This window comes from Rhodothermus bifroesti, from assembly GCF_017908595.1.
Taxonomy (GTDB): Bacteria; Bacteroidota; Rhodothermia; order Rhodothermales; family Rhodothermaceae; genus Rhodothermus; species Rhodothermus bifroesti.
The window spans coordinates 1-17,612 of record NZ_JAGKTL010000006.1 but is presented as its reverse complement, the minus strand read 5'-3'; the positions used below and the strand labels follow the sequence as shown (position 1 = coordinate 17,612).

At 58.0% G+C, this 17,612-nt stretch carries 13 protein-coding genes and 1 riboswitch; of the genes, 4 read left to right on the top strand and 9 right to left on the bottom strand.

All coding sequences use genetic code 11. The annotated features are described in order from the left end of the window. Positions 1–204: 204 nt before the first annotated feature. From J8E65_RS12265 to J8E65_RS12255, 3 genes are read right to left on the bottom strand one after another with little or no spacing between them, the layout of a single operon-like run. A complete protein-coding gene (locus J8E65_RS12265; protein WP_237182016.1) occupies positions 205–1,467 on the bottom strand; it encodes a porin in 1,263 nt (420 codons plus the stop codon). Between the two features lie 17 nt (positions 1,468–1,484). Further along, positions 1,485–2,102, bottom strand: coding sequence for a YceI family protein (locus tag J8E65_RS12260; RefSeq protein WP_210376463.1), 618 nt, complete (start codon positions 2,100–2,102; stop codon positions 1,485–1,487). 15 nt (positions 2,103–2,117) lie between these two features. Then, positions 2,118–2,714, bottom strand: a complete 597-nt coding sequence (locus J8E65_RS12255) for a YceI family protein (protein ID WP_210376462.1) — start codon at positions 2,712–2,714, stop codon at positions 2,118–2,120. Between the two features lie 385 nt (positions 2,715–3,099). Beyond that, positions 3,100–3,158: riboswitch (adenosylcobalamin-variant (AdoCbl-variant) riboswitch) on the top strand. A gap of 180 nt (positions 3,159–3,338) precedes the next feature. On the opposite strand from J8E65_RS12255, the gene J8E65_RS12250 reads away from it, so the two are divergent. The 3 genes from J8E65_RS12250 to metE are packed head-to-tail and all read left to right on the top strand — an operon-like array spanning position 3,339 to position 9,524. Next, positions 3,339–6,113 carry a ribonucleoside-diphosphate reductase subunit alpha gene (locus J8E65_RS12250; protein ID WP_210376461.1) on the top strand — a complete coding sequence of 925 codons (2,775 nt, stop codon included), beginning with the start codon at positions 3,339–3,341 and terminating at the stop codon, positions 6,111–6,113. Continuing rightward, on the top strand, positions 6,104–7,186 hold the full coding sequence (locus J8E65_RS12245) for a ribonucleotide-diphosphate reductase subunit beta (RefSeq protein WP_262896833.1): 1,083 nt from the start codon (positions 6,104–6,106) through the stop codon (positions 7,184–7,186). Before J8E65_RS12250 ends, J8E65_RS12245 begins: the two co-directional genes overlap by 10 nt. Before the next feature lie 13 nt (positions 7,187–7,199). Next, positions 7,200–9,524, top strand: a complete 2,325-nt coding sequence (metE, locus tag J8E65_RS12240; protein WP_210376459.1) for a 5-methyltetrahydropteroyltriglutamate--homocysteine S-methyltransferase — start codon at positions 7,200–7,202, stop codon at positions 9,522–9,524. Here metE and J8E65_RS12235 read toward each other — a convergent pair. Both J8E65_RS12235 and J8E65_RS12230 read right to left on the bottom strand, forming a co-directional pair. Beyond that, the gene (locus tag J8E65_RS12235; protein WP_210376458.1) at positions 9,521–11,422 is read right to left on the bottom strand and encodes a hypothetical protein; all 1,902 of its coding nucleotides are present in this window, start codon (positions 11,420–11,422) and stop codon (positions 9,521–9,523) included. The two genes, metE and J8E65_RS12235, sit on opposite strands and share 4 nt — an antisense overlap. Next, positions 11,415–12,065: a deoxynucleoside kinase gene (locus J8E65_RS12230; protein ID WP_210376457.1), complete on the bottom strand. Its 651-nt coding sequence runs from the start codon at positions 12,063–12,065 to the stop codon at positions 11,415–11,417. Before J8E65_RS12230 ends, J8E65_RS12235 begins: the two co-directional genes overlap by 8 nt. A gap of 135 nt (positions 12,066–12,200) precedes the next feature. On the opposite strand from J8E65_RS12230, the gene J8E65_RS12225 reads away from it, so the two are divergent. Further along, a complete protein-coding gene (locus J8E65_RS12225; protein WP_210376456.1) occupies positions 12,201–12,521 on the top strand; it encodes a hypothetical protein in 321 nt (106 codons plus the stop codon). Here the strand turns inward: J8E65_RS12225 and J8E65_RS12220 are convergent. The 4 genes from J8E65_RS12220 to tkt form a co-directional block, all read right to left on the bottom strand. Next, on the bottom strand, positions 12,512–13,438 hold the full coding sequence (locus J8E65_RS12220) for an SDR family oxidoreductase (protein WP_237182015.1): 927 nt from the start codon (positions 13,436–13,438) through the stop codon (positions 12,512–12,514). The two genes, J8E65_RS12225 and J8E65_RS12220, sit on opposite strands and share 10 nt — an antisense overlap. A 7-nt stretch (positions 13,439–13,445) precedes the next feature. After that, positions 13,446–14,573, bottom strand: a complete 1,128-nt coding sequence (locus J8E65_RS12215; RefSeq protein WP_210376455.1) for a 6-phosphofructokinase — start codon at positions 14,571–14,573, stop codon at positions 13,446–13,448. A gap of 125 nt (positions 14,574–14,698) precedes the next feature. Then, positions 14,699–15,367, bottom strand: coding sequence for a fructose-6-phosphate aldolase (gene fsa, locus J8E65_RS12210; protein ID WP_210376454.1), 669 nt, complete (start codon positions 15,365–15,367; stop codon positions 14,699–14,701). A gap of 61 nt (positions 15,368–15,428) precedes the next feature. Then, on the bottom strand, positions 15,429–17,480 hold the full coding sequence (tkt, locus tag J8E65_RS12205; protein ID WP_210376453.1) for a transketolase: 2,052 nt from the start codon (positions 17,478–17,480) through the stop codon (positions 15,429–15,431). Between the last annotated feature and the right edge of the window lie 132 nt (positions 17,481–17,612).

The window sequence follows — 17,612 nt, the reverse complement described above, 5'->3', positions numbered from 1 at the left end:
CGCTTTAGGCGCATTTATTGGGGTCATTTACACGCAAACGCTTGACGAGATGCTTGTCATGTGCTATTGTTATAGGTGCGCCTCACCCCCGTGGACGTGCTATGCCCCGCTGGCTGCCCCCGGAGCCAGCGGGTTTTTTTTGTCGCTTTAAACACGGAAGGGGGATTGCTCCCCCTTCCTCAAAGACCTGGTCCTTACGAGAGTTTAGAAGTTGATCTGAACGGCGGCGCGCACGTTTACCACCTGCTGCCGCTCGATGGTCTCGAGGCTAATCTCCTCTGGATGGTCGGTCAGCAAATAAGCACCTACGCCGTTTTCAACGGCCACTGGAGCATCGAAGAGCAGGCTCCCGTCTAGAATCAGCTTCACGTTCTTGCGCAGCCGGTAGGAAAGCATGGGCGAGAGTTCATGGATCGGATCATCGCCGATCTTGTCGGTTCCTAAGTTGTCTAGCTGCACCAACGCATACCGCAACCCGAAGGCCACGGTCTGCAGGCTGTAGGTCGCCTGCACGCGCGCCGCTGTGGCTGTCACGTCACCATAGTCATTTTTGTACTGGCCGTAGGTAAGCTGACCTTCAACCCAGAGCGCCCCCTGAGCTGTCGGATAGCCCAGCCCTACGTCCCCTCCAGCAATAAGCAGCGTACCGGCCTCAAAAGGTCGCCGTCCGACAAAGGCGTTCCAGCTCCCTTGCAGCAAAATGGGCTTCTCCTTATTCCACACGTTCAGTGCTGTCGAATGGCCCGCAATCACATCTTTGTAATAGGTGAGGTTGGCACCCAACCGAAACTCAACCGCATCGCCCGAAGGGGCAGGTTTGAGCCGGAAGAGGTCATGACCTTGATTGGGACCGAACTGCACACGTGCGGTCACAAACGGGAAACCGAACACCTCTGGCAAGTACCGATTGGGAATGCTTCGCCCGAGGCCGGTCTGCACTGCCAATGCCAGCGAGACATTTTCGCTCGGATAGGCATGCAGCGCGGCGCCGTAATCGCGCATCAGGCCCAAGAACTTGTGGGCAATCGAGCGCTCAACAAAGGGTAATTCGGCAGAATAGGTCAGCCCTTCGGCTCCAGCGGGCACCTTAAACTGTCCCAAACGCACATAGACGTTCTCAACGCCCGGGAAGGGCACGTCCGCATAGAAGTCCTGCAAAAGTTGCGGCATACCCCAGAAACCCGTACGCGAGACGGGAATCTCGGCTTCTGGGCCTGAAAGACCTACTTCAACGCGATAGCGTACGCCTTCATAGGTTCCTTTCAAGTACAGGCGCGTGCGGCTCAAAAAGTGAAACACGCGCAGGTCATCCCGGAACGGATCATCTACCTTCTGGATGAGCCAGTCGGGCCGGATAAAGCCATGCACCACCGGACCTTCATTTTTAGGCTTATCTTGACCTACTGCGGGCAATGCCCATAAGAGCAGGACAGATACCAGCCCAAGCGTTAACCGTGCACGCATCATCGGTTACCTCCTTGGTTTTAAGGTTGATTTTGGTTGATGGAATCCGCCGCAACCACTGCACAAGGCTGCATAGGCAGCGGGCGCACAAGCAGATCAAAATGCACCGTGATCTGGTCCCGCACCCGAATCAACCCTAGCAGCGCCGTGGGCGGCGGAATGTGAAAGGTGCTAAGCCGTAAAGGTAACGAGCCCGTTAGTCGCGCCTTACCCGAAGGAAGCAACTTACCCATTGCCGTGAATTGCACTGGCCGCGTTTGGCCAGCAATCGTCAATTGGCCCCACACGACTAACTGCGCTGCCCCTTCCCCTACGGCTTCTAGCACCCGAACGTTGCCCAGTACAAAGCGTATCGTTGGAAACTGCTCGGCTTTGAGCGCCACCTGCAAATCACGGTTCATGGCCGCCTTTCCGCAGTCAAAGGCGCGTACCGGAACGGAAAGCTGGCCCTGCACAGCTTGCCCTGCTTCCACAGCGCCTAACCCCTCTATTTCTTGAGCCTCGCAGGTAAACGCATTGACCGTAGAGCGCCCTTCAATCCAAACCCGACTTGCTGCAGAATCCGGCGCATAGCAGGGCAGCCCACTAAAGTGAAAACCCGCCAGAAACAACGCAAAACCCCAGACTGCGTAGCGCATAGCTCCTTGCGCAGTTTATAAGCCTGAAGCCGTAGCTGGACGCGCCAGTACGTCGAAGTGTACCACGACTTCATCACCCGTACGCAGCGTGCCCAGCATGGCTGTCGGTGGTCGGATGCCAAACGCTTTCATGGAGAGCGCTTGCTGCCCCCGAAAGCGCCACCCCTCACCTGCCGGAACAGCACTCACCTGAAGCGTTACCGGCCGAGTGGTGCCAGCAATGGTTAAGCGACCCTCAACCGTCAATCGATAGCCGCTACTTTGCGCCACGATCGAATCCACTCTGGTGAGCTCAAAACGAATCTCCGGATGCGTCTCGGCTTTCAGTGCCTCACGCATCTTACCATCCATCGTGCCGTTCTTGCACGCGATGGCCGCAACCGGCACGATAACTTCCGTTGCCCGAAGTGAAGCCAGCTCCGCTGGCCGCTCTAGGGTTACTTTCCCCCGCCAGTTCGTCACCCGGCATTCCCAATCATGCAAACTCGACGTGCCCGTCACCCGAAACGTACCCCCCTCCGGAGGCAACACCAGCGTTACCGGTTGGGCACTTGTAGAGAAAACCACCCCCATTAGGCTCAGCAGGACCAACCCCAAGCGTATGTTCCGCATAACTTGCTCTCCAATGGGTTTTTTAATCACGCTAGCAAATAACGCCTTACCACAATGCAGCGCTGAAAGGCAAACCTGCATGCACAAGTGCGGCCTTCCTGAAAAGCCCTGTCAGGGAATCCCTCACAATACCCAGACCTGCACAAAAGCCAATTTCCGTTATTTGTCATAACGGCATTAATGACGCACACTCCACTGGATCCTGTTGAAAACTTCTTCTAAAGTGACGCATAACGGAATACCGTTTGTTTTTTTCCACACCTCTTCCACACCTCTTGCCTAAGCTATGCAGGCGTTTCTACTTTTTTTAGAGACCCATGCCGCTTTCGGGGCCGTGCTGTCGTGGCACGGCGGCTGGCGACCGCCTCAAGTGGTGCCAGCGTCTCAGGGGAAGTCCGGTGGAATTCCGGCGCTGTCGCGCAACGGTAACAGCCCGAATGCCTGCCCGAAAGCGCGATCACGGCCCGCACAAGCGGGCACACCCTGCGCGTCACAGGGTGGTGATCGGCTGCGTGTGGCTGCTGCGCTCAGGTACTGCACTTGCCTTTCGCATCGGCTGCTGCTGCCTTTCCCACCTTTGGCCGCGGGAACCTCACCTTAGAACCCAAACCCCGAGGTACCACGATGGCCGAATTGCTCATTTCGCCCCCATCACCGCCTACAGTCCTCAAGCGGGATGGCCGCCGGGTGGCTTTTGACCCTTCCCGAATTCGCTTTGCGCTGGAACGCGCCTTCCGTGCCACCCTGGCTTTGCCTTCGGATGCACCCTTGGCGCCTGAACTGGCCGAAGAACTCGATGCGCTTACTGGTGCCGTCGTACGCTGGTGCCAAGGAAGGCCTGAGGTCACCGTCGAGGAGATTCAAGACGAAGTGGAACGCACGCTCATGCGGGCAGGGCGCTATGCTGTGGCCCGGCGCTACATCCTCTACCGCGAGGCCCGTGCGGAAGCCCGCCGCCGTCAGCAGCTTACCTATCGGCGTGCCGACGGTAGCGAGGCGCCTTTCCCACACGAAATGCTTCGCACACGCATCGAAGCGGCCTGCGCGGAACTGGAGGACGTCGACGCCGCGTGCATCTACGAAGAACTGCTGCGGACCGTTTACCCGGGGATTTCCGAAGACGAACTGGACCGCGCCTTGATCTTGGCGGCACGGGCACGCATCGAACAGGAGCCAAACTATACCTACGTGGCGGCCCGCCTTTTGCTCGACGCGCTCTACCGAGAGGTTTTTGGCTACGCCATCCCTTTTGCCCAACAGGCCGAAGCCTGCCGCAAAGGGTTTCGCACCTACGTAGAGCACGGCATCCGACTCGAGCGGCTGGATGGGCGCCTGCGCCGGTTTGACCTGGATCGGCTGGCCGAAGCCCTAAAGCCTGAGCGCGATCGGCAGTTCACCTTTCTTGGGCTTCAGACGCTCTACGACCGCTACCTATTGCACGAGCCCGAAGGCCGTCGCTTTGAGCTGCCCCAGTACCTCTGGATGCGCGTGGCCATGGGCCTGGCCCTTGAAGAGGACGACCCAACCCGCCGCGCCATCGAGTTCTACGAGCTGCTTTCGAGCTTCCGCTTCATGAATTCCACGCCTACGCTCTTCAATGCGGGCACGCCACACCCCCAACTTTCTTCGTGTTACCTCACGACTGTGCAAGATGACCTGGGAGCTATTTTCAAGGCCATCCGCGACAATGCGTTGCTCTCCAAATGGGCCGGCGGCTTGGGCAACGACTGGACGCCTGTCCGCGCCTTGGGTGCCCATATCCGAGGCACCAACGGCCGCAGCCAGGGCGTCATCCCTTTCCTGAAGATTGTCAACGACACGGCCGTGGCCGTCAACCAGGGCGGTAAACGCAAGGGAGCCGTATGTGCCTACTTAGAAGTTTGGCACCTGGACATCGAAGAATTTCTCGAACTGCGCCGCAACACGGGCGACGAGCGTCGCCGCACGCACGACATGAACACAGCCTGCTGGATCCCGGACCTGTTCTTACAGCGGGTGCGTCAGGGCGGTCACTGGACGCTTTTTTCGCCCGATGAAGTCCCGGACCTGCACGACCTTTATGGCCGGGCCTTCCGGGAACGCTATGAACATTACGAGCGCGAAGCGGAAGCCGGCCGCATTCGCAACTGGCGCCGCCTGCCTGCCACGGAGCTTTGGCGCAAAATGCTCTCTATGCTCTTCGAAACCGGCCACCCCTGGCTGACCTTCAAAGACCCCTGCAACATTCGCTCGCCCCAAGACCACGTCGGCGTGGTTCACTCTTCGAATTTGTGCACCGAAATCACCCTAAACACCTCGCCCGAAGAGGTTGCGGTCTGCAACTTGGGTTCGGTCAATCTGGCTGCCCATTTGGACGAGCACGGCGCGTTGGATCGCGACCAGCTACGGCAGACCGTCCGCACAGCCGTTCGCATGTTGGACAACGTCATCGATCTCAACTTCTATCCCATCCCCGAGGCCCGCACGTCGAATTTGCGTCACCGTCCCATTGGGCTTGGGTTGATGGGCTTTCAGGACGCGCTTTATCGGCGCGGCTTGTCCTATGCCAGCGAGGAAGCGGTGACTTTTGCCGATGAGGTGATGGAGCTTATTGCCTATTGGGCCTACGAAGCTTCCTCCGACCTGGCGGCCGAGCGGGGGGCTTATCCAAGCTTCAAGGGTTCCAAGTGGGACCGAGGGCTGTTGCCCTTGGATACGCTCGACCTGCTGGAAGCTGAGCGCGGCGAGCCTGTGCCCGTCCCACGTACAGCGCGGCTGGACTGGGACGCGCTGCGTGAAAAAATCCGGCGCCAGGGCATGCGCAACTCCAATGTGCTAGCGATTGCGCCCACGGCCACCATTGCGAACATTTGCGGCACCAGCCCGTCGATCGAGCCCACCTACAAAAACCTCTACGTCAAAAGCAACCTCTCGGGCGAATTCACGCAGGTGAATCCCTACCTGGTGCGCGACCTCAAGGCACTGGAGCTTTGGGACGAGGCCATGCTGGAAGACTTGAAATACTACGACGGGTCGGTTCAGGAAATCGATCGCATCCCGCCCGAACTCAAAGCGCGCTACCGCACCGCTTTTGAGATCGAGCCGCAGTGGCTGATTGCCTGCGCCGCTCGACGCCAGAAGTGGATCGACCAGAGCCAGTCGCTCAACCTTTACCTGGCCGAACCCAGCGGCCGCAAACTGAGCGAAATGTACCTGCTGGCCTGGCAGCTTGGCCTGAAAACCACCTATTACCTCCGCACCCTGGCTGCCACGCAGATCGAAAAGTCCACGCTCGACATCAACCGCCGCGGTATCCAGCCCCGCTGGATGAAAAGCCGATCGCCTTCCAGCGATATTGTCGTTCAGCGGGAAGGTCCGGCCTGCGCTGCCGATCGCGAAAACTGCGAAGCTTGCCAGTAAACCCGAAAAAATCCCAACCCCACAACGCCATGATGGAACTGCCTGCTTTTGGATCGCGCCGCATCCACGTCCAGGACAAACGCTTGATCAACTGCCACGAGGTGGACGTCAACCAGCTCATGCCCATTAAGTATGCCTGGGCCTGGGAGCATTACCTCAATGGGTGCAAAAATCATTGGATGCCCCATGAAATCCCTATGGCGCGCGACATCGAGCTGTGGCGCTCTGGCCAGCTCAGCGAAGACGAACGCCTCGTCATCCTGCGTAACCTGGGCTTTTTTGCCACAGCAGAAAGCCTCGTGGGCAACAACATCGTCCTGGCCATTTTCCGGCACGTGACCAATCCGGAATGCCGCCAGTATTTACTGCGCCAGGCCTTTGAAGAGGCCATTCACACCCATGCCTTTCTCTACATTGTCGAAAGTCTTGGGCTCGACGAGGGTGAAGTCTTCAACATGTATCGGGAAATTCCGGCGGTAGCCCGCAAAGACGAGTTCGAGATGGAGCTGACGCGCCAGGTGCTCCAGCCCAACTTCACCACCGCAACCCCCGAAGGAGCGCAAGCTTTTCTCAAAAACCTGATTGGCTATTACGTGATCATGGAAGGGATCTTTTTCTACAGTGGCTTTGCCATGATCCTTTCCTTCCACCGGCAAAACAAAATGACCGGCATCGGCGAGCAGTTTCAGTACATCCTGCGCGACGAAACCATCCATCTGAACTTTGGCATTGACCTCATCAATGGCATCAAAGCCGAAAATCCCGAGCTTTGGACACCCGTATTTCAGCAAGAAGTCGAGCGCCTGATCGAAGAAGCGGTCGAACTCGAGGTCGCCTACGCCTATGATTGCCTGCCGCGGGGCGTGCTGGGCCTAACGGCACCTCTGTTTCGCGAATATGTCCAGTACATTGCCGACCGGCGTCTGGAACGCATCGGTTTGCGGGCACGCTACGGCTCCAAAAATCCGTTCCCTTGGATGAGTGAAACGATCGACCTCGCCAAGGAAAAGAACTTTTTTGAAACGCGCGTCACTGAGTATCAGCAAGCGGCCGCACTTTCCTGGGACGATTAAACCCCTGCCGATCATGATCCAAGCAGTTAATCTAGGTTTTCCCCGTATCGGACTCGGACGTGAGCTCAAATGGGCTGTCGAAGGCTACTGGGCCGGTCGCCATACGGAAGCGCAGCTGTACGAAACCGCACGTCAGCTCCGCATGCAGCATTGGCAATGGCAACAGCAAGCGGGCATCGATCAGATTCCTTCGAATGATTTTTCCCTCTATGATCACGTGCTCGATACCATCGCTTTGGTGGGTGCCGTTCCCCAACGCTTTGGCTGGCATGGCCCAAGCGTGGATCTCGACACCTACTTTGCCATGGCGCGGGGCGCCCAAGAAAAAGAGCTCGCAGCTCGAGGGGTAGAAGGGACCGGCATCCCCCCGCTGGAAATGACCAAATGGTTCGACACAAATTACCACTATCTGGTGCCAGAATTTCACCCTGAACAAACCTTTCGCCTGGCCTCTACAAAGCCACTGGACGAATACCTGGAAGCCAAAGCATTAGGCATCGAAACGCGACCCGTAGTGCTCGGGCCGGTATCGTTTCTGCTTTTGGGCAAGTCGGTGGTGCCGGGTTTCGATCCGTTGGCATTGCTGGACCGTCTGCTTCCGGTGTATGCTGAGCTGTTGCGTCGCCTCAAAGCAGCGGGTGCGCAGCTGGTTCAGATCGACGAGCCCTGCCTGGTCCTCGACCTTTCTGAAAACGCCCGCAACGCTTATCGGCACGCTTATGAGGTCCTTTCAGGGGCGGACTTTCCTGGGCTGGTGCTCACCACCTACTTTGGCGCGTTGGAAGAGAATTTGCCGCTGGCGCTGTCTCTGCCTGTAGTCGCGGTGCACCTCGACCTGGTACGCGCACCGGAGCAGCTCCAGCCGGCACTGGCGCAGTTGCCTCCAGACCGCATCCTCTCGCTCGGCCTGGTCGACGGCCGCAATGTCTGGCGAACCGACCTAGACGCTGCAGCCGCCCTTTTGCAGCAAGCTGTTGCTGCCTTGGGTCAAGACCGCGTCTGGGTGGGGCCTTCTTGCTCCCTGATGCATGTGCCGATCGATCTGGAGGCTGAACCTGACCTGGATCCGGAGATCCGCCCCTGGTTGGCTTTTGCCCGTCAGAAACTCGACGAATTGGTGACACTGAAACGCCTAGTGCGTGAAGGCCCACACGCTGTGCGCCAGCAGCTTGAAGCAGCACGCCAAGCCCGGGCCGAACGCATGGCATCTCCCCGAAGGATTAACCCGGCTGTGCGCCAACGCCTAGCGCAGCGCACGCCTGAGATGACCTGCCGCAAGCTTCCGTTTCCCGAGCGGTATACCCTCCAATGCCAACGCCTTGGCTTACCGCTGCTCCCCACAACCACGATTGGTTCTTTTCCACAGACCGAAGAGCTGCGGCAAAAACGCGCCGCTTTTCGCCGCGGCACCCTTTCCCGTCAAGCCTATGAGCAATTCCTAGAGGCTACCATTGCCGAAACCATTGCGCGCCAGGAGGCCATAGGGTTGGATGTGCTTGTACATGGCGAGCCGGAGCGCAGCGACATGGTCGAATATTTTGCCGAGCAGCTCGAAGGCTTTTGGGTTACGCAAAACGGTTGGGTGCAAAGCTACGGCACCCGCTGCGTGCGCCCGCCCATTCTCTACGGTGACGTATCTCGACCCGCACCCATGACGCTGCGCTGGATCACCTATGCCCAACGCTGCACTGCTCGACCGGTAAAAGGCATCTTGACCGGTCCCATCACCCTGTTGCAGTGGTCGTTTGTCCGTGACGACCAACCGCGCGCTGAGACCTGTCGTCAAATTGCCCTGGCGCTGCGCGATGAAGTTGCTGATCTGGAAGCTGCCGGCATTGCGATCATCCAAATCGACGAGCCCGCGCTCCGCGAAGGCCTCCCGTTACGTCGTCGCGACCGCCCGGCTTATTTGGCGTGGGCTGTAGAATGCTTTCGGTTGGCTTCTTGCGGCGTGCGTGACCAAACGCAGATCCACACGCACATGTGCTACGCCGACTTTGAAGACATTTTGGAGGCCATTGCTGCCCTCGATGCCGATGTGATCTCCATCGAAGCAGCCCGTTCGGGCATGCAACTGCTGGAGGCGTTTCAGCAGTTTGCCTATCCCAACGCGATCGGTCCTGGCGTCTACGACATCCACTCCCCGCGCGTGCCTTCGGTGGAAGAGATGGAAGGGTTGTTGGAGCGGGCATTGGCGACCATTCCTGCCCAGCGGCTTTGGGTTAACCCGGACTGCGGCCTCAAAACGCGCCGCTGGGCTGAAGTCGAGCCGGCCCTGCGGCATATGGTCACAGCAGCCCGCAGACTACGCCAGCGGCTAAACCCGTTGGCCTCCTAATCCCAGATGGGCCAGTAAACGCCAAAACGCAAGCGGCGGGCCGCCAAGGGGTAGACAGGGACCAGCAGCGTTCCTGCTTGCAGCACGGTGCCGCTGGTGATGTTTTCCCACACGAGAAAAAGCTTAGCCGTACGCAGGTTTGCCTCGACACAAAAGTCCAACGTACCCGAGGGCCCAAAGCGCCGCGCGTCGGGTTCGGGAACTGCCAGAAGTCCTGTAGGCGCATGTAGCACACGGCTGCGAAAAGATGTCCAGAACTGCCCCAGCAGATATGCATCCGTACCCAACTCCTGAAAGAGAAGCATTCGGGCACCCAAGCGCACCTGCACCAAGAGCTTAGGCAAGGTCTCGGCTTGCTGGCGATGCAGCATTGAAGCTGCTGGGTTGAGCGTGCGCAGCAGTGTGGGCTGGAGGTGTGCATAAACTCCTCGAGACGTCGCGTCCCGCCACTCTAGGCGTAAGGCCAATCCGTTTTGCAGGATCGGCCTTGCAGGTGCTTCGAAACGCACTGTATCGGCAGCCCCAACGGCGTAAATATCGGGAACGCCTTTGCGTTGGTGCACAAAGGTCTCTGCCGACAGTCCCCAAACGTCTGTGGTGACCTTGAGGCCCAGCCGCAGCTGAGCGATGCGTCCCCTTTCGACAAGGGTGGCAGGCACAACCAGTGCGCCTAGGCCGGTCTGCGCAAGCCAGGGTAGCTCGGGATGGTCCAGAGCGAGCTCAAGCCAAGGTTGCACGCGACCAGAGGTTTGCTGCCATCGCAACGCAGCATCTAAGGTTGTTTGGGTGGCACGTCGACGCACTTGTCCCCGCAAGGCAAGCTGCCAAGCGCCCAAGCGCAGGGTATCGGTTCCCAAAAGCTGAAAGGCGGTGCGCCTGCCCGTAAGGCCGCTGCGCAGACGTTCCAGCGTGGCTTCTGCACGCCAAGTGATGCCCAGCAACGGCTGCTGCACGTAAAAGCCGTAACGGTCTGCTTGAGCAGCAAGGGTATCGAGCTCTGGGTTGAGATAGCGGAAATGCTGCACGGTACTATAAGCCGTGAGGGTGAAAGGGGCAGGGGCTAAACCTGTGCGGGCGCGGAGCGTCAGGGCCAAATCGGTGCGGATCGTCTGGCGGCGGGCCGAGCTGTAGCGCACCGAGGCGCCGAATGGCTCATAAATGCTTTCAAAAGGGCCGCCTACGTGGGGCAGCACGCCCCCATGTGCCCCAACCTGCCCCCGATTGTGCAACGCGAGTAGCTCTAAGGCCCAGTTTATTTGCTGATAGCGTAGGCGCAAGAGCACCTGGCGCCCACGCCGCAACCGGCTACCTGGATACGCCCCTTGCATAGCATGTCCGCCATAGCCAAAAGCTAGCTGGAGTAGCCCGGGCTGCCCCCAAAGCACCTGTCTTCGGTTTTGGACATGAAGCGCCATGATGCTTTGCAGGCCATCGCCGCCGGTACGGTAGCGCAGCTCCGTCAGCGGCCGAGGGGTGTCGTAGGCGCGCAACATGGTGTAAACCGTAACCGGTTTTCCTTCAAAGCCTTGCCCTAACCGGACGGGTTCTAGAAAAAACAGTGGAAGCCATTCATACAGGGGTCGACCGGTGAGTAAATCCGTAAAGGCGCGTCCATCGAGGCGCAACCCAACCAGGTGTGGGGGCATTCCCCAGGGGCTCCAGCCGTCGGGCCACCCCAAGAGGCGAAAGGCATAGGTGAATGATCCCGGCACGCGTCCTAGCAAATCGGTGAATTGAAGTAGGGGTAGCCGGACAGGCAGCGTATCGCTGAGCAACATCCCTTCTGCAGCCAAGGGCCATCCAACGACCCGGCGGCCTGCCGTATCGGCAGGCACTTGGGCTGCTACGGGCAGCGTTAGCAGCGCCACCACACCGCTCCAAAACCACAGACTATTCATCCGGAAACAGGCCAAACAACCGGCTTTCAATACGACGGATCACTTCTTGCCGGTCTTCTTCCCGGTTTACGAAGTCCAGTTCATCCACATCGATGATCATTTTCGGTCCCAGATCGTATCGGGCAATCCAGTCCTCGTAATGGCGGTTAAGCCGCTCGAGATACTCAATCCGAATTGCTGTCTCGTATGGCCGACCTCGCGCCTGGATATGCCGCACCAACGTAGGCACAGAAGCACGCAAGTAAATCAAAAGGTGCGGCGGTTTTAGGTAAGAAGTCATAATCTCAAAGAGCGCGATGTAGTTTTCATAGTCGCGCTGCGACATTAGGCCCATTTCGTAAAGGTTTCGGGCAAAGATCTCGGCGTCTTCGTAGATCGAGCGATCTTGCACTACCGAATGCGGCAGCTCTTCAATGCGGCGCTGTTGCCGAAAGCGGCTAGAGAGAAAGAAGATCTGCAGATTAAAGGACCAGCGCCGCATGTCGTTGTAGAAATCGGCCAAATACGGGTTGTCGTCAACGCGTTCGTAGACCGCTTCCCATTTGAAGTATTCGCTAAGCACTTGGGTGAGCGAACTTTTCCCAGCACCGATATTTCCGGCAATAGCGACGTATCTTTTCGAAGAAGGCGACGAAAGGCTCATGGACGTTGATTCCGTTTTGGAAACTTCGGCAACAAGATAAGATGCCGCTGGCAAAGACAGGAATCCCTCTCGTTTTGTTTGGGCAACTTGCCGTTTATGCGGTAGCGGATTATTTTGCTTTATAAATTTTTGCTCATGGCCTCGCTAGACGCCCGCAGCCTTTACTTGCACCTCGTTTGCCTAATCGCGCTACTGCTGCTGCTCATTGGCAGCGTGCAGCTGGTGCGGCATGGATTAAATTTGCTGCTGCCCGATCCGCCGATGGTTGTTGCATCAGTGCCTAGCGACACAAGCGGCGTGCTGGCTAAGCAATATCGGGTTGAGCAAGAAAAAATGGCGCACCTCGAGCAGCAACGCAGCAAACGCCAAGCAATTCGGGGGTTTATCGTCAACTTGGCACTTGTACTGCTGAGTGCTGGGGTCTATCGCGTCCACTGGCGGCGACTTCAGACGTAGCGCCGCACGTAGGCCACCGTATCGGGCGTAAACGGCGTTTGGGGCACATCGAAATCATGGTAGAAGGCCTTTGGATCGCAGGTGTTTCCTTCAAGCAGCATCGTCAGCTGCTCCGGCGTGATAGGCAGCAGCCCCGTGCGTCCAAGGGTGTGCACCAGCGGCCGCACCAAGCTTAGAGGGACATGCAGCTTGGGCTTTGTTCGCCCAAACAGCGCTTGGGCAATCACGTCCAGCACGGCCTTGTAGGATAGCGGTTGCGGCCCAGCAACGCAGTAGGTTTGGCCACAGGCCTGGGCATGCGTCAGCGCTTGGACAAAAGCGGCAGCAACGGATTCGACGGCCACCGGTTGCAAGGCATATTCTCCATCCCCAAAGACCGGCAGCACCGGGAAGGGCTTAACCAGCGTTCGGGCAAGATGGGTGACAAATTCCAGAGGCGCTTGTCCCGGATCACCGAAAATGATCGAGGGGCGGAAGATGACCCAATGGGTAAAGCCCGCCTTTCGGACAACTTCCTCGGCTTGCCATTTGCTCGTCTGGTAGGCCGTTGCCCCATGAGGACGTGCACCGTTAGCGCTCATGTGGATGAAGCGTGAAACGCCGGCTTGCCGTGCTGCTTCTACCACATGCAGCGTACCCAGGCGATGCACGGCATCGAACGTAATGCCCTGCCGAGGCTTTTCTTGGATAATACCCACCAAATGCACGACGGCCTCGCATCCTTCAAGCGTGCCTTCAAAGGTTTCAGGGCGCAATAGATCGCCGGCCACCTTTTCGACGCCCTCATCCTCAAAAGGCATACGTCGATCAGGCCTACGCACTAAACAACGCACGCGGTACCCGGCTGCCCGAAGCGCCCGTAGGACGTAGGTACCGACAAAACCTGTGGCGCCGGTCAAGTACACCTGCATCGCCATACCCTTTTTAGGCAAGTGGAGCCGTGGGCTCAGGGGCAAGCAGCGGCAAGTGGGGCGCACGTACGCCCAGAGAAGTACCCACGGCCAACGCTGCACCCACCATAGGTGCTGTTAGAGGCACGGTGCGCGTGCGCCCTGCAACTGCTGCCAAAGGCACGGTGGTTATCTTACCGTCTTGCAGCGCCACCATATGGCCGTAATGCTCGGCTTGAACCAAAGCCGCTGCATAGGTCCCAAAGACAGAAGCCAGGTTGCGATCATAGGGTGTAGGTGTACCGCCACGCTGCACATGACCCAGCACCGTCGTGCGCACTTCACTGCGCAGCCGCTCCCGAAGCTGGCGTTCTACTTCATAGCCAATCCCTCCTAGGCGAAGCGGATCAGGGCTTTCGGGGACTTGCGTATGCACGTGCATTGCACCTCCTTCAGGTCGGGCACCTTCAGCTACCACAATGATCGTAAAGCGCCGACCATCGCTTTCTCTTTCCCGGCACACTTCGGCTACGACCTCGATGTCGAAGGGCAGCTCCGGGATTAAAATCACATCGGCACCAGCTGCTACCCCAGCGTAGAGGGCAATCCAGCCCGCATAGCGTCCCATCGTCTCGCAAATCATCACCCGGTGATGGCTCTGGGCTGTAGTGTGCAGCCGATCGATCGCTTCTGTAGCAACGTGCACTGCTGTATCAAAACCCAACGTGTGCTCGGTACCCCAAATGTCGTTATCGATCGTCTTAGGTACACCCACAAAGCGCAGGCCACGTTCTGAAAGACCATGTGCGATGGTCATTGTCCCATCTCCACCGATAGCCACAATGCCGTCGAGCTCCAGCTCTCGGTAGAGCGCCACCACCTCGGCCGACACATCGGCTTCGCCGCGACGGTAGTAGCGGAACGGATTAGCCCGGTTGCTGGTCCCCAAAATGGTGCCTCCTCGCGTCAGGATCCCACTCACATCTCCATATTCCAAGGTGCGAAAACGCCCTTCAATCAACCCTTCGTATCCATCCTCAAAGCCAATAACCTCAGCATTGGCCTGCAGAATAAGGCTTTTGGTAACAGCCCGGATGACAGCGTTCATACCTGGGCAATCCCCGCCTCCGGTTAACAGACCAATGCGCAAGCGTCGAGCCATGGCAAGAGCGACTGAAGTTTAGCGTACTGGCTTGCGGTGTAGCGACTTCTTGCCTAGACAAAATACAAAACAGGGCAGACCCATGCGTCTGCCCTGTTGATATCTTGATAGACGTAACGCGGCAATTACACCTTCGCGCTTTGCTGCGCCTGCAGGTAAGCTTCCCAGTCTTTGAGAAAGCGCTCCAGTCCGATGTCGGTGAGTGGATGTTTGAGCAGCTGCATCATGACGCTAAAAGGCATGGTGGCTACGTCGGCCCCCATTAAGGCCGCCTGCAACACATGCATAGGGTGCCGCAAGGAAGCAGCCAGCACCTGCGTCTTAAAGCCGTAATTCCGGTAAATTCGGACCACCTGCTCAATGACCTGCATGCCATCGGCCGAAACGTCGTCTAGCCGTCCAGCAAAAGGGCTGATGTAGGTGGCGCCTGCTTTGGCCGCAACCAAGGCTTGCGTAGGTGAAAAACACAACGTGCAGTTGGTCCGAATGCCTTCACTCGAAAGTTTTCGAATGGCCCGGATCCCTTCGGTAATCAGCGGGATTTTGACCACCACGTGCGGATGAATGCGGGCCAGCTCTCGCGCCTCTCGTAGCATCCCTTCATAATCCGTAGCCGTTACCTCGGCCGAAACGTCGCCCTCAACCAGCTCGCAGATGCGATAAATATGCTCGTGGAAATCCCGTGCACCGGCTTTACGGATCAGGGTGGGGTTGGTGGTAACCCCATCAAGAATGCCCAAACTCGCTGCTTCGCGGATTTCATCCAGGTCCGCTGTGTCTAAAAAGAATTTCATGACTTACGCCGCTTGGTTAGTTTTTACAATTTACCCCTGCTATTCGATAAGGCTCCCTGTCTTACGGCTGCTGATGAAGCAGCGCCCGCACTTCTTGGGCTACCCGCTCTGGCGTAAAGCCAAACTGCTGAAAGAGCACCTGAGCAGGAGCTGAAGCCCCAAAGCGCTCGATGCTCACGATACGTCCACGACATCCCACAAACTGCTCCCAGCCTTGTCCCACGCCAGCTTCTACGGCCACGCGTACGGTTACTTCTGGGGGTAACACAAGCTCCTGGTAGGCGATGTCTTGTTGACGAAAGAGTTCCCACGAAGGCATGCTGACCACGCGTACACCGAGGCCTTCGGCCTCAAGCTGTTCGGCAGCCGCCAGTGCCAGGTGCACTTCGCTACCTGAAGCCAGCAAAATCGCCTGTAAGGGCCGCTGGGCTTCTTTGAGTACATAGCCGCCGCGCCGCACCCCTTCGGCCGACGCTAGCCGGTTGCGATCGAGTACGGGCACGTTTTGCCGCGTAAGCATCAAAAGCGTGGGTCCATGTTCACGTTCTAAGGCCACTTTCCAGGCCTCTACCGTTTCGGTTGCATCGGCTGGGCGCAGCACCACAACGTTAGGAATCGCCCGAAGGCTGGCTAGGTGCTCGATCGGTTGATGTGTTGGGCCATCTTCGCCCAAACCAATCGAATCGTGGGTAAAGACGTAGATAACAGGTTGCTCCATCAGGGCACTTAAGCGCAGCGAAGGCCGCAAGTAGTCGCTAAAGACCAGAAACGTGCTGGCGTAAGCGCGCAGGCCGTGGAGCGACAGGCCATTGCAGATGGCCGCCATAGCATGCTCCCGCACACCAAAGTGAATGTAGCCGCCTTGGCGGTTTGTTCGGCTAAATGCCGCGCGGCCCTTCGGGTGCGTCTTGTTCGATTCAGCTAGATCAGCCGAGCCCCCTACCAGCTCTGGGAGGCGCGCAGCTAACACATCAAGCACCGCCCCTCCCGCGTTACGCGTAGCTACGGCTTTGCCTGCTTCAAAGGTGGGCAGCCCCGCATCCCAAGCCTTGGGCAAACGGCGAGCAAGCCATCGATCCAGTTCAGCGGCCTCTTCGGGATAACGCTCTCGATACTGCGCCAGCAGCGACTCCCAGGCTTCCTGATGCTGCCGACCTATCTCAATAGCCTGACGCATGTGCCGATAGACCTCTTTCGGCACATAAAACACCTGATCTTCAGGCCAGCCCAAGTTACGCTTAGTCAGGCGCACCTCCTCGGGACCTAAAGGTGCACCGTGCGCAGCCGCTGTATCTTGCTTATTTGGGCTTCCATAGCCAATATGCGTACGTACGATGATGAGCGAGGGACGCTCGGTTTCTGCTTGCGCCTGCCTAAGCGCTGCATCAATCGCTACCAGATCGTTCCCATCGGCCACGTGCTGCACATGCCAACCATAGGCTTCAAAGCGAGCCCCGATGTCTTCTGTAAACGTCTGATCTGTAGGACCGTCAATTGAAATGTCATTATCGTCATAAAGCACAATGAGCTTCCCCAAGCCCAAATGCCCAGCTAGCGAAGCCGCTTCGTGCGAAATGCCCTCCATCAGATCCCCATCCGAAGCAATGACATAAGTAAAATGGTCAAAAATGGGGAAGCCCTCGCGATTGAAGTGTGCCGCCCAATATTGCTCAGCGATAGCCATGCCAACCGCATTGGCTAGTCCTTGGCCTAACGGTCCAGTCGTAGTCTCTACCCCTGGCGTATGACCGTACTCTGGATGGCCAGGCGTACGCGAGCCCCACTGCCGGAACCGTTGTAATTCCTCCATCGGAAGGTCATAGCCCGTCAGATGGAGTAGCGCGTAAAGCAGCATGGAGCCATGCCCAGCCGAAAGCACGAACCGATCCCGATTCGGCCACTTTGGATCACGCGGGTTATGCCGCAAATGCCGCATCCAGAGCACATAGGCCATGGGAGCAGCCCCCATCGGCATCCCCGGATGCCCTGATTTCGCTTGTTCAACCGCATCAACGGCTAAAAAGCGGATGGCATTAATGCACAGCGTATCCAGCTCGCTAGGCACCCACAAGGCCTCCTGTACAGCTTCCGTAGAAAATTTTTGCACGTTCATTTTTTGTGCTGCATTTCACACCCAGAAGGAGAAGTAGAGGTAGATGGCCAGGACGAGGCCTAGCACGATGGTGGTGAGCACAACGTCCCGCCAGTCCCAAGTGCGCCGACTATCGGCCCGGTCCTGAGCAGC